Origin of the sequence: Gramella jeungdoensis (assembly GCF_023805255.1) — a bacterium.
Lineage (GTDB): Bacteria > Bacteroidota > Bacteroidia > Flavobacteriales > Flavobacteriaceae > Christiangramia > Christiangramia jeungdoensis.
Genome location: NZ_JAMSCK010000002.1, coordinates 644,787 through 657,370 on the forward strand (window position 1 = coordinate 644,787; position 12,584 = coordinate 657,370).

10 protein-coding genes are annotated in these 12,584 nt (G+C 40.2%); 4 read left to right on the top strand and 6 right to left on the bottom strand.

The annotated features are described in order from the left end of the window. Window positions 1-51: 51 nt before the first annotated feature. Together NE848_RS06970 and NE848_RS06975 are read right to left on the bottom strand one after the other, a co-directional pair. Window positions 52-3,261, bottom strand: a complete 3,210-nt coding sequence (locus NE848_RS06970; protein ID WP_252111831.1) for a TonB-dependent receptor — start codon at window positions 3,259-3,261, stop codon at window positions 52-54. 200 nt (window positions 3,262-3,461) lie between these two features. Next, complete coding sequence (locus NE848_RS06975) at window positions 3,462-3,806, bottom strand: hypothetical protein (RefSeq protein WP_252111833.1); 345 nt, start codon at window positions 3,804-3,806, stop codon at window positions 3,462-3,464. 182 nt (window positions 3,807-3,988) lie between these two features. Between NE848_RS06975 and NE848_RS06980 the strand changes: the two genes are divergently transcribed. Together NE848_RS06980 and NE848_RS06985 are read left to right on the top strand one after the other, a co-directional pair. Continuing rightward, on the top strand, window positions 3,989-4,642 hold the full coding sequence (locus NE848_RS06980) for a DUF2461 domain-containing protein (RefSeq protein ID WP_252111835.1): 654 nt from the start codon (window positions 3,989-3,991) through the stop codon (window positions 4,640-4,642). Between the two features lie 9 nt (window positions 4,643-4,651). Continuing rightward, a complete protein-coding gene (locus tag NE848_RS06985) occupies window positions 4,652-5,167 on the top strand; it encodes an adenine phosphoribosyltransferase (RefSeq protein WP_252111837.1) in 516 nt (171 codons plus the stop codon). Here the strand turns inward: NE848_RS06985 and NE848_RS06990 are convergent. From NE848_RS06990 to NE848_RS07000, 3 genes are all read right to left on the bottom strand, one after another. Then, the gene (locus NE848_RS06990) at window positions 5,164-5,316 is read right to left on the bottom strand and encodes an SsrA-binding protein (RefSeq protein ID WP_252111839.1); all 153 of its coding nucleotides are present in this window, start codon (window positions 5,314-5,316) and stop codon (window positions 5,164-5,166) included. The two genes, NE848_RS06985 and NE848_RS06990, sit on opposite strands and share 4 nt — an antisense overlap. A 93-nt stretch (window positions 5,317-5,409) precedes the next feature. Then, window positions 5,410-7,497: a M56 family metallopeptidase gene (locus NE848_RS06995; RefSeq protein WP_252111841.1), complete on the bottom strand. Its 2,088-nt coding sequence runs from the start codon at window positions 7,495-7,497 to the stop codon at window positions 5,410-5,412. Continuing rightward, window positions 7,494-7,856, bottom strand: a complete 363-nt coding sequence (locus NE848_RS07000; RefSeq protein ID WP_252111843.1) for a BlaI/MecI/CopY family transcriptional regulator — start codon at window positions 7,854-7,856, stop codon at window positions 7,494-7,496. The genes NE848_RS06995 and NE848_RS07000 overlap by 4 nt, the downstream gene beginning before the upstream one ends. A 130-nt stretch (window positions 7,857-7,986) precedes the next feature. Between NE848_RS07000 and NE848_RS07005 the strand changes: the two genes are divergently transcribed. Beyond that, window positions 7,987-8,931 carry a calcium/sodium antiporter gene (locus NE848_RS07005; protein WP_252111845.1) on the top strand — a complete coding sequence of 315 codons (945 nt, stop codon included), beginning with the start codon at window positions 7,987-7,989 and terminating at the stop codon, window positions 8,929-8,931. Window positions 8,932-8,986: 55 nt separating this feature from the next. Here NE848_RS07005 and NE848_RS07010 read toward each other — a convergent pair whose 3' ends face one another. Continuing rightward, entirely contained in the window at window positions 8,987-10,015 is a 1,029-nt protein-coding gene (locus NE848_RS07010; protein ID WP_252111847.1) for a glutamine synthetase beta-grasp domain-containing protein, read from the bottom strand. A gap of 306 nt (window positions 10,016-10,321) precedes the next feature. Between NE848_RS07010 and NE848_RS07015 the strand changes: the two genes are divergently transcribed. Continuing rightward, window positions 10,322-12,508, top strand: coding sequence for a glutamine synthetase III family protein (locus NE848_RS07015; RefSeq protein ID WP_252111849.1), 2,187 nt, complete (start codon window positions 10,322-10,324; stop codon window positions 12,506-12,508). The last annotated feature ends 76 nt before the right edge of the window (window positions 12,509-12,584 follow it).

Sequence of the window (12,584 nt, forward strand, 5' to 3'; positions counted from 1 at the left end):
AAAAAAGCAGCCTTTAAAAGGCTGCTTTTTTATATACCATTGAGGTAAGTATTAGAAAATATATCGTAATCCTACCTGAGCCTGCCATCTTGATGTCAGACTGAAATCATAGGCAAAGGTTCTTGTTTGATCTGTTCCAAAAGTATAAACCGGTGAATTGTTCTCATCCACTGTAACTCCGATTGGCTGATCGTTCACCGGGATCTGTACAACTCCCCAGTCAGAGTTGAGAAGGTTTCCGAAGTTAAGAATATCAAGACTTAACTGAATGGTGTTGGTCTTGTCACCACCAACCTTAAAGTTGTAATCCTGAAGGATCTTTATATCCCATCTGCCTCTCCATGGGCTGAGAATACCATACTTTTCGGCATAGTTTCCACGGTTTTCACTCAGGTAATCATCCTGCTGAATGTAAGCTTCAAAGGCCTGTCTTTGTGCTTCCTGTTCAGAGGTGTCTCCACTGAACGTATATTGTTGCAGTTCAGACTGGGTAGGTATATAGATCAGGTCATTCAAACCTGAACCGTCATTATTGATATCCCCTGAATAGGTATAAGAAAATCTGGCTCCCTGAGCATACTCATAGAATGCACCGATAGAAGTTCTCCAGCGGTCATCTTGCCCGTAAGTAAATTGCTTGTTCAACTGACCAACGATCCTGTGTTTATCCCCGTATTTGGAAGGAGTACTTACTGCTCTGTTCGCATTTCCAAGAATAGGATTTCTGGCGTAGGCATCACTTGAGATCTCAGCTTCAATTGAACTGGCATCCTCAGCCTTTAAGTAGTTATAGGCAATACTCGCGTAAAAATCCTTTTCGAAATTCTTCGCAAGTTTAAAAGACCAGTTAAATGAATACCCAACATCAGTATTAGTGAAAACATATGCGTTGGCAGGGCCGCCAAATTCATTAAGAGCTCTGTCTTCAGGCAGATAAATAGCCCTGTTATCTACTCCGTTTAGAGTTCCACTTGGAGTAGCGAGACCGTAATTTCTAACCATTTGAGCATTGATGTCTTTGGTATAGATAAGGTCGGTAGTGGCAACAAGCCCGTTCTCAAATCTGTAATCGGCACCTAAACTGTTTCTCCACACCTGCGGGAACTGAAAGTCAGGGGCAGTGGTTTGATAGAAATAGAATGCCGGGTTGGCAACCTGGTTTCCAATCCATACGAATGGAAGTCTACCAGTAAAAATTCCAGATCCACCTCTAAGCTGTAGGGAATTGTCTCCCATTACGTCCCAGTTGAAGCCTAATCTGGGAGACCAAAGAATATCTTTCGAAGGCAGGTCTAAACTGTTAAGTTTAGTAGGCTCACCATTCTCATTGTAGTAAGTAATCTCTGGCTGATAGTCTCCATCAGGGAATGTTCCTCCCGCCAGGCGCTCAATATTCTCACGGATCTTATCCTGTGTATCAAAATATAAAGGCTTGTCTACCCTTAATCCGTATGTAAAAGTAAAGTCATCGGTGATTTTCCATCTGTCCTGAGCATAAAAGGCAAGCTGACCCACATTGGTTTCAGCAAGTGCCCAGCTGTCACTGGCATTTCTTGTATCGAATACATTCTGAGCATTGGCAAGTGCCTCGGCAATAAGACCATTTTCTATGGCTTCCTGGAAACTGCCTCCTGGATTCGCCGGATTGGTTCTTACGCTAGTAAAATCGGGCGCAAAAGCTCCAACACCTCCGTTATCATTAAAATAGGTATAAGCTCCAAGGTTAAAGGAGTTGTCAAATTCAAATTTTTCTAAGCTACCTCCAAAGGTGAAGGTGTGGTTTCCAGCTACCAGGTTAAGATTATTTGTGATCTGGTAAACATGTTGCTCCAGTCTGTTGTTTATAGAGAATGGTTCATGACCAGCTACAATGTAACGAACTCCATCTTCCTGAATGCTGATTGCAGGAGCAGGAGCTGAGAAAGGATCACGGCTGTCGTCAAAGAAAGTATATCCTGCCTGGAATTTATTGGAAATGTTGTTTCCGAAACTTGAGTTAAGCTCTACCAGCCATGAGTCTATCTTATTATTGATGGTATAACCTGAGTTTCTGAACTGAAGGGTAGTAAGGTCTGGCCCTCGTCTTCCAAGCGCTTCCGGGTGTGCCGGCAGGTCTCTGGAAGCATCCAGAAAGTTGTAGATGAATGCAAGACGGTGATCCTGGTTGATGTTCCAGTCCAGTTTTAGTATACCTTTTGTTGAAGCGGTCTCGTGTGTATAACCTTCATAAGGACCTGTTTCATATCCTAAAGAAGCCAGTGAACTTGAAACATACTCAAGATCTTCGGCAGATACTCTTGAAACATTTTCGCCGGTTAATCCAGGTCTGCTTGCTACGAAGTTTGCTCCAAGATCCTTTCGGTCATCTTTTTCAAAATTGGCAAAAACGAATAGTTTGTCCTTAATAATCGGGGCACCAATACTTACTCCGTACTGGGCCTGTTTCAGGTCTGGAACGATGATGTCATCACCTTTAACCTTAGACCCGGTCATGTCTTCATTACGATAAAATCCGTAAACAGTTCCTTCAATATTGTTTGTACCACTCTTGGTTACGGCATTTACAGAGGCACCTGTAAAACCTGCCTGAGTAACATCGTATGGTGCTGTAGATACCTGGATCTGATCAATAGCGTCAAGGGAAATTGGCTGCGCATTGGTTTGTCCACCTGGAGTTGCAGCGTCCAGTCCGAACGGGTTATTGAATATGGAACCATCAAGGCTAAAGTTGTTGAACTGGTCATTTCTTCCTCCAAAAGATCCGTTGCTTGATGCTGTTGGATCCAGTCTGTAAAAATCTGAAGCCGATCTCGAAATGGTTGGAAGGGTCTTTAGTTCCTTTCTTCCAATGTTGGTTTCGGCTCCGGTACGATCACTATTGATGATCTGATTTCTCTGTGCAGTGATCACCACTGCATCAAGCTGGGTTTCGTCTGAGATCATTTCGATCTCTACGTTGTAAGTTTGTCCCAGGTTTAATTCAATTCCTTCAAGAACTGAAGTTTTAAATCCTACATAACTTACCGATATTTTGTAAGGTCCACCTACCCTAAGGTTTAGTAGGTTAAATCCTCCGTCAAAATTAGTAACGGCTCCGTAAGTGGTTCCGGTTGGTGTGTGTACGGCTGTTACATTGGCACCGGGGAGGGGAGTTCCCTCTTCGTAAAATACTTCACCGGTGATTTCGGCTGTTGTAACCTGTGCATTTACAGATACAACACTAACAATTGCTACGATTAATAGCAGTAATAGTCGTTTCATGTTTAGTTTTTTGTGTTGCTTTAAGTGAGCGTTAAATTTTTGCAAAAATAAGCTTTCCTAAAATATTGACAAGGCTAAATTTCATATAAAACAATCAAGTGTAAAACTCTGTTAAACAGGGTATTGACTGTTGTTGTCGGGTTTGAAAATAAAAAAGCCCGATCACAGGGACCGGGCTTTTTTACCGAAGGATGTTTAAGTTAATCACTGAAAGCGCTTTGATTTGTAGTCTTTTTGACCCGACTATAACCGGGTGCCATAAGTGACTCTGGAATGTTGCTTTCATCCATTCCCAGGCTTTTCATATGATCTATTAAGTTCGCCTTTACACAATTCTCAATCTCTCCAAGTTTTACCCTGTAGCAGGCTTTACGGATATACATTTGATCCTGATCGAAAAGTTTGGTGGTAATGTCGAGATCTATAAGTTTGCCATTAACCCTGCTGGAAAGATAGTAATTGAATTTAATGTTCTTTTTACCCTCAAGTGGGGTGCCGGTGAGTTTAGGGATGTATATAAAATCCCCCAGTTTCTCAAATTTCATTTGGCTGGGTTTTTATGATTAGGCTGTTCTAAATATAATAAAAAACATTCGGCTATCTTGACTCAATCAAATTTTATATGGATTCATTTGATTGTAAATCAGGTTGTTCGAATATCTGATTATTAAAATCAGTCCTTAAAGTCTAATGTTTACAGAGTGTTTAATATCTTTAAAAATAAATGATGAGCTTCAGAAAATTATTTGAATTTCTTCGGGAACTTAACCGGAATAATAACAAGGAGTGGATGGATGAGCACCGGGATGAATATCATGAGGTTCGCGATTTTTTTATTGACTGGCTCAATAAAATGGATATCCGTCTTGCCGGGATAGATCCCGATTATTCTCCCACTACGGGAAAACAGGCGATAAACCGAATAAATAATAATTTGCTGTTCCATCCTGATAAACCAGTCTATAAAGATCATTTTGGGGCCGGCCTGGATAAGGAGAAGGGAAAAGGAGATTTTTATATACATATAGGAATCAATGAAAGCTTTGTGGCTGGAGGATTTTACCGGCCTAAGAAAAGTACCCTGGACAGTATTAGAGCGGCAATCGATTATAACGGGGATGAATTCAAAAAGATCATAAACAAAAAGACCTTCAGGCAAACATTTGAAGACCTTCTGGAAGATGATAAATTGAAGACATCACCCAAGAGCTACTCCAAAGATCATAAGCATATAGATCTATTGAGGAATAAAAGCTTTGCGGTAATGCACAGGTTTACCCAAAAAGAAATTCAGCAGGATGATTTTCAGGAAAAAGTGATAGAAGTGTATAAAGAAATGTTACCCTTCCGAAGATACCTAAACAATGCAGTAACAGTATAAATGTAATAAATGAATTTAAAATCATACGTTAGGGAAGTACCCGATTTTCCAAAAAAAGGAGTCAGTTATAAAGATATTACACCGCTTCTGCTTGATCCGGAGGCTATGGATCTGGCAGTAAAACTTTTTATGCAGAATTTGCCACATACCAATATAGACAAGGTGGTTGGAATAGAGTCACGCGGATTTTTCTTTGCTACTTTGCTGGCTGAAAAACTTAAAGCGGGTTTTATTCCCGTTCGGAAACCCGGAAAATTACCTCATAATACACATCGCGAAGATTATGAACTGGAATATGGTACCGATACCCTGGAAATACATGAAGATGCAATAAAAAAAGGCGAAATGGTATTGTTGCATGACGATGTTCTGGCTACGGGAGGAACGGCGGCTGCTACCTGTAAGCTGATAGAGAAATGTGGGGGAGAGATAGTTCAGTGCAATTTCCTGGTGGAGCTTGCTTTTCTAAATGGTGTCGATAAGTTGAAAAATTATCAGGTGAACTCTCTGATTAGTTATTCCTAGTCAAGAGAATTCTTAGTGACCCATAATTTCCAGCCGATAATTGCCATCTGCAGTTTGCTGGCTTTTCGCAGATCAAGCCTTTTCTTTGAATAGCTCGGCAGGACTTTCTTATTGAGCCTGGCTAGCATTTTAAAGAATTTCTTTTTCATTGGTTGGTGGTAGTTTACTCAAAGATAGAGATTTTATAAAATAAAGAAGGATCCCATGCGGAATCCTTCTTTACTGGCTGATTCTAATTTAAGTTAATCCCTGGTACTTTTCACCACGGCTTTACCATTTACTAATCCTACATAGATATTAGGAATGCTGTTGGTATCTTCAAAATGCCCGTTGCTTATCTGTTTACCGTCCAGTTCGCTTCGAACTCTTATAGAGGTGATAAGCCCGTCATTTCTCGATATATTATCGATTGTGAGCTCTATCCCTGTCATTTCTTTTAATTTGGTTTTGGTAGCTTCCAGTTCAGAGTCGCTCATTTGCGCATGTATTTTAATGAGCTTCTGGGTGCTGGCTGAATAGTCACTGTCTTTTGTATGTATCTCAATAACACCGTCTTTAGCCTTCTTTCCATATTTTTCAATGGCAGCTTTTCCTTTTAAAACATTTATATGAGCAATATCGTTAGGTTTCAGGCTGTTCTTGTCAAAATCTTTATCCTGTACTTCTCCATCAACTACATAAAGTGGTTCTCCATCCTGAGTAATGATATTTACATTTGATCCAGCCGAATATGTGACAGGCGCATTTCCTGAAAGACTATAACTCATTGTTTTGGTGTTGCCAGACCTGAATTCATAAGTATGGTTCTCGTCCGAATTAGATTCTGTAGACCGGATATTTCTTACTACGTAGGTGTTTTTAGCATTAGGGACTGTTCTGGTTTTCCAGGTTCTTACATTCCTGACCGCGTAAACGGGTTTACCTGAATTCGTTGAAGCAAAATGGACGGCTCGGGGAGGAGAAAGCCTGTTGCCTGCATTGAGATTTACAAAATTTGGTTTTCCATCATTTCCTACCAGGATATAGCGGCCATTAAAATGGTCTTTTTCCCGAATATCTTTCATCTCTTTGTCAAAATTCCTGATAATTTCTGCATTTGGAATAATGATCACACCATTTCTGGCGTCCTCACCATAGCGGTTTAAGGCCTGCTCTCCAATCAGAACCTCCAATTCTGAATCCAGGCCAATATATTTATTGCTCAGTTTGGAGGCTTTGAACTGCTTGCCATTCAGAACATAAAGCGGATTGTTCCCAAGCTCCCTGGTAGGCTTGTGTCGGGGAGCGTTTATAACCTCCCGCTCTACCTCTGGAGCTTCCACAACCTCTACTTCAACTTCTTCGGGCTCTTCGATCTCTTCCTCCAATTCTATCTCTTCTTCGGCTTGGAATTCCAATTCATGCTCGGGTTCCTCGGCCTGTACCTGTTCGGGCGTGGATTTGGACTCTTCATTTTCTACTACCTGAGCTTCGGTTTTTACATTGAAAAAAAGCATAAAGGCCAGTAGTAATGGCATTAGAAGGCCTAATTTCCAGGCCGGGCTGTTTGTAGATGATTTTTTGTTTAACATAAGGATTCGTTTTTTGATAAATGATTGATAAAAATGATTAGTAAGGGCCGGTTTTAAATCGGCGATTGAAACTTTTACCAGCGCATGCTGATACTCTTTAATTTGTGCTTTATTGTTTACAGTTTCACGATCTGCTATGAATTCCAGGTTTTGCTCTACAGATCGTTTATAAAACCACGCAAATGGATTGAACCAAAGAATGCAAGAAGCCAAATTGACCAGTAAAATATCTGCGGAATGCCACTGCCTCGCATGAACCTTTTCATGCTCAAGAATAAGATCGAGCTCTCTGGCTGAATGATTCGCCGGATTGAATACGATGAAATTGAAAAATGAAAAGGGTAATTGATTTTGTTTGATCTTCAGATAGTTGAAACCTCCTTGTTTCACCTTTTTATTGGTAAGGATCATATTTAATACTGAAGTTAACTGAAGGCTTAACCTGAGTAAGAAGAATCCCGTAACTAAAAGGTAAACGATGCCGGAGATCTGCCACCAGTCAATTTGGGTTTCAACAGGAGTATTCATCATTTCGCTGGTGTCCGGGATAAAGTCCAGGCTGGAAGTGCTGGCCTGTATATAGATCACTTTTGTAAAATAGATTGAAGGGAGTACGGCGGCCATTATGATTCCGGCGATCAGGAACTTTCTGTTCAGCTGGAAGGATGTTTCTTTTTTCAGCAGGAACAGGTAGCACAGATAGAATATGCCTAGAAGGGCAGAGGTCTTAAATATATAGATCAGCAAATTTTCCATCATTTTTTCTCATTTTCTATTATTTCAAGAATCTCTCTTAACTCCTCGGCACTTATTTTTTCTTCTTTGGCGAAATAAGACACCACGTTTTTGAAAGAATTATCAAAGAAACGTTTAGTGGCCATGTTCATAAATTGTTTCCGGTATTTTTCCTTGCTTACCACAGGATAGTACTGATGGGTCTTTCCATAAGCCTTATGAGATACATATCCTTTTTCTTCGAGATTTCGAATAATCGTGGAAACCGTATTGTAATGGAGCTTCTGATCTTTTAGCTCGGCCAGTACTTCTTTAACAAAAGCCTTTTCGAGTTGCCAGAGCACCCTCATAATTTCTTCTTCTTTATTGGTTAGTTTTTCCATGATAACACAGGATTATTTTGTTCGGTTTTCAAATATAACGAAAAAAATAGTTTAAAAACTACAAAAGTAGTTGATTTTTTATTCTGGGGTATATTTAAGGCAATCCCTATCTTCGCCAAAAATTGTTTCTATGAGCGTTGTTTTTTTACTCATCGGTTTTGTCCTGCTGGTAATAGGAGGTGAGTTTCTTGTGAGGTCTTCTGTTGCACTTTCCCTGAAGCTTGATATTTCACGAATGGTGATAGGGCTTACGGTGGTGTCTTTCGCCACCTCGGCTCCTGAGTTACTGGTGAGTCTCCAGGCTGCCATAGACGGTTTTTCGGATATTTCTTTGGGTAACGTAATAGGATCTAATATTGCCAATATCGGACTTGTTCTGGGTCTTACGGCGATGATTTCGCCATTGTTTGTAGATCGGGATTTCTTTAGGATAAACTGGCCCGTAATGATGGTCTTCTCTATAGCTCTTTATTTCTTTCTTTTAAGCAATGCTGAATTAACCCGTATAGAAGGAGGTGCATTATTGCTTGGTCTTCTATTATATCTTGTCATTCTGATAGGCCGCTCCCGAAAAAAAGATGTTATTATTCCGGAAGAAGTGGATGTGTCACTGCGTTCGGTAAGCGGGTTCAAAATGAGCATCTGGCTGCTTATAGGTATTTTTGCACTTTGGGGAGGTTCCGAACTTCTTGTGAAAGGAGCTGTTGATCTTGCAACTCAATTAGGAGTAAGTGAGCGGGTGATCTCGGTTACGGTGATCGCCATTGGAACAAGTGTTCCTGAACTAGCTGCCTCTCTAATCGCGGCGGTAAAAAAGGAAAAAGCGATATCCCTTGGAAATCTAATCGGCTCCAATATTTTCAATATAGGATCTGTTCTCGGGCTTACTGCTATTATTACACCAATAAGTATTCAGTCAGAGAAGATCCTCACAAACGATTTATTCTGGATGCTTGGTATAGCCTTTATCCTTTTACCCTTACTTCTAATTCCAAAGTTTTCCCGCATGGGTCGCAAGGAAGGGTTTGTTCTGCTAATTGGTTATTCAGTATTTATCGTTTTAACCATAATATAAAAAAACCACCCGGATGGGTGGTTCTTTCTTTTTCTCTTTCAAAGCTTAATTTTCCCTAAGCAGATACCGGTTCAGCTTTTACACTTTCTACGGTTTCAATTATTCTGGCTGCGACCTTATATGGGTCTGCATTAGAAGCCGGTCTACGGTCTTCAAGCCATCCTTTATAACCTTTTTCTACGGTTATAATCGGGATACGTATGGAGGCTCCACGATCAGATACTCCGTAGGTGAAATCGTTGATAGATGCGGTTTCATGTAACCCGGTTAACCTTTGATCGTTGTATTCTCCATATACTGCGATATGCTCTTTAGTAACAGGTCTGAATGCCTCACATACCTGGTCGTACACCTCTTTAGAACCAGCCGTACGTAAAAGAGTATTAGAGAAGTTACAGTGCATACCAGAACCATTCCAGTCACCTTTTACTGGTTTTGGGTGGTATTCAATATAGTATCCGTATTTCTCGGTAAGTCGATCCAGCAAATAACGTGCTACCCAAACTTCGTCTCCAGCCTTTTTACCTCCTTTAGCAAAAACCTGGAATTCCCACTGTCCGCTTGCTACTTCCTGATTGATTCCTTCAAAGTTAATCCCTGCTTCCAGGCAAAGGTCTGCATGCTCTTCCACAAGATTTCTTCCGTGAGTGTTAAGTCCGCCCACCGAACAATAATACATTCCCTGAGGTCCTGGATATCCGCCCATAGGGAAACCTAGAGGCAGCTGTGTCTTGGTGTCCATAATAAAATATTCCTGTTCGAATCCGAACCAGAAATCCTCATCCTCGTCATTAATAGTCGCTCTTGAATTTGTTTCATGTGGAGTTCCATCTGAGTTCAGAACCTCAGACATTACCAGATAACCATTTTTACGTGCCGGATCGGGATAGATCGCCACCGGCTTCAATAGACAATCTGAAGATCCTCCTTCGGCCTGCTTGGTTGAAGAACCATCAAAAGACCATATTGGACAATCTTCCAGCTTACCACTGAAGTTATCTTCAATTTTGGTTTTGCTCCGCATGTTTTGGGTAGGGTAATAACCATCTAACCAAATGTACTCAAGTTTTGCCTTGCTGCTCATAATTCATTATTGTTTTAATTGAAAATTGTAAAGCACCAAAAATATTAATTAAATCTTAAACCCCTTTAATTACGGGGTGTTAAAGTGTAAAATTGAGTTAATTTTTATGTCAACCCTAAAAAATAGGGGGTTAAAATTGGAATTTAGTATTTTTTAAGGCTCTATTTTTTAATTATTCAATTCTTATACCCTATATTCGCAACTTCAGGCCGGTGTTTTTTATTAAAATCGGCTTTCTGATGAAGAATTTGAGCAACAAAAAGCTAATAAAGAGATTATCAACAACTTAAATTTTTAAAAATTAATATGTCAACTTTACGATTTCAAGCAATCAAGGAAACTTTGAACCGAAAGGCTGTCAAGGTAGATGAGCCATCCAGAAGATCCGATATCTTCGGAACTAACGTGTTCAATGAAACTGTAATGAGACAGTTTCTTACTAAAGAAGCTTATAATAATGTGATCGAGGCTATGAAAACAGGCAAAAAAATAGAGCGCTCTGTTGCCGATCATATTTCTACCGGGATGAAAGAATGGGCGATCTCTAAAGGAGTTACCCATTATACTCACTGGTTTCAGCCTCTTACCGGAGCCACTGCAGAGAAGCATGATTCATTCTTTGAACCTCTTGGTGAAGGTCTTGCCATAGAAAAATTCGGAGGTGGTCAGTTAGTTCAGCAGGAGCCTGATGCGTCCAGTTTTCCTAGTGGTGGAATAAGAAATACTTTTGAAGCTCGTGGATATACCGCCTGGGATCCTACTTCTCCGGCATTTATCTGGGGAACTACGCTTTGTATCCCAACTGTATTTGTTTCTTATACAGGAGAAGCTTTAGATAACAAGACACCTTTATTAAGAGCTTTGCAGGCTGTAGATCATGCAGCTACCGATGTTGCTAAATACTTTGATAAGAACGTAAAGAAAGTAAATGCCACTTTAGGCTGGGAGCAGGAATATTTCCTTATAGATTCTGCACTGGTAGCTTCAAGACCAGATATAACTCTTACCGGAAGGACTCTTTTAGGACATTCACCTGCCAAGGGGCAGCAGCTTGATGATCACTATTTTGGATCTATACCTTCAAGAGCTATCGCTTTTATGATGGATCTGGAGATAGAGTGTATGAAATTAGGTATTCCTGTAAAAACCCGTCATAATGAGGTTGCTCCAAATCAGTTTGAGCTTGCCCCGATCTTTGAAGAGGCGAATCTTGCAGTAGATCATAATTCATTGATCATGGATGTGATGAAAAAGGTTGGAGAAAGACATAATCTTAGTGTGTTGATGCATGAAAAGCCATTTGCTGGTATAAACGGTAGTGGTAAGCATAACAACTGGTCTCTTGCGACCGATACAGGAGTAAATCTGCTGTCTCCCGGTTCTACACCAATGAAGAATCTTCAGTTCCTGACATTCTTTGTAAATACTATCAAAGCGGTTTACGATCATGAAGAGCTGCTTAGAGCTGCTATTGCGAGTGCATCAAACGACCACCGTTTAGGTGCGAATGAGGCTCCACCGGCAATTCTTTCAGTATTTATAGGATCGCAGTTGACCAAAGTTCTTGATGAACTTGAAAAAGTAACTGATGGTAAACTTTCTCCTCAGGAGAAAACAGACCTTAAACTGAATGTGGTTGGTAAGATTCCAGAAATACTTCTTGATAATACCGATAGAAACCGTACTTCACCATTTGCTTTTACAGGAAATAAGTTTGAATTCCGTGCAGTAGGTTCTCTTGCTAACTGTGCTAATGCCATGACCGTACTTAACAGTATTGTTGCCAAGCAGTTAAAAGAATTCAAGGTAGAGGTGGATAAACTTATTAAGAACAAGAAGATGAAGAAAGATGATGCTGTCTTCAACGTTCTTAGAGAGTATATCAAAAAATCTAAAAAGATCCGTTTTGAAGGGAATAACTACTCTGATGAATGGGAGAAAGAAGCTGAGAAGCGTGGCCTAAGTAATAACCGCACCACGCCTAAAGCACTTAAAGCTCAGGTAAGCAAAAGCACTGTCAAGTTATTTGAAGAACTTGAGGTGATGAACAAGACCGAGATAGAAGCCCGTCACGAGATCGAGCTCGAGGAATATGCCATGAGAATTCAGATTGAAGGCCGTGTGCTTGGAGATATCGCCAGAAATCATGTTATTCCTACCGCGATAAAATATCAGAACATCCTGATAAGAAACGTACGTGGACTTAAGGATATCTATGGAGAAGACTTTGCAAGACATTCTAAAGAACAGCTGGAAATAATCGAGAGTATATCAGCTCATATTGCAACTATCAATTCCAAAGTAAATGCAATGATTGAAGCCAGAAAAGTTGCAAACAAGATGGAAGATGTAGAAGAAAGAGCCTTTGCATATTGTGATGATGTGAAGCCTTACTTTGATGAGATAAGATATCACTGTGATAAACTTGAGATACTTGTAGATGATGAAGTTTGGCCACTAACCAAATACAGAGAGTTATTGTTTACAAGATAATTCGCTATGAAAAAGAATTTTTCAAGCCACGCCCAAAAGCGTGGCTTTTTTCTTTAAAATCCCTTCAATATTTACA

Bases quoted from the DNA above. Each gene is read 5' to 3' on its own strand.
- NE848_RS06970 (WP_252111831.1), bottom strand. From the start codon at position 3,261: ATGAAACGACTATTACTGCTATTAATCGTAGCAATTGTTAGTGTTGTA.
- NE848_RS06975 (WP_252111833.1), bottom strand. From the start codon at position 3,806: ATGAAATTTGAGAAACTGGGGGATTTTATATACATCCCTAAACTCACC.
- NE848_RS06980 (WP_252111835.1), top strand. From the start codon at position 3,989: ATGAGCTTCAGAAAATTATTTGAATTTCTTCGGGAACTTAACCGGAAT.
- NE848_RS06985 (WP_252111837.1), top strand. From the start codon at position 4,652: ATGAATTTAAAATCATACGTTAGGGAAGTACCCGATTTTCCAAAAAAA.
- NE848_RS06990 (WP_252111839.1), bottom strand. From the start codon at position 5,316: ATGAAAAAGAAATTCTTTAAAATGCTAGCCAGGCTCAATAAGAAAGTC.
- NE848_RS06995 (WP_252111841.1), bottom strand. From the start codon at position 7,497: ATGATGGAAAATTTGCTGATCTATATATTTAAGACCTCTGCCCTTCTA.
- NE848_RS07000 (WP_252111843.1), bottom strand. From the start codon at position 7,856: ATGGAAAAACTAACCAATAAAGAAGAAGAAATTATGAGGGTGCTCTGG.
- NE848_RS07005 (WP_252111845.1), top strand. From the start codon at position 7,987: ATGAGCGTTGTTTTTTTACTCATCGGTTTTGTCCTGCTGGTAATAGGA.
- NE848_RS07010 (WP_252111847.1), bottom strand. From the start codon at position 10,015: ATGAGCAGCAAGGCAAAACTTGAGTACATTTGGTTAGATGGTTATTAC.
- NE848_RS07015 (WP_252111849.1), top strand. From the start codon at position 10,322: ATGTCAACTTTACGATTTCAAGCAATCAAGGAAACTTTGAACCGAAAG.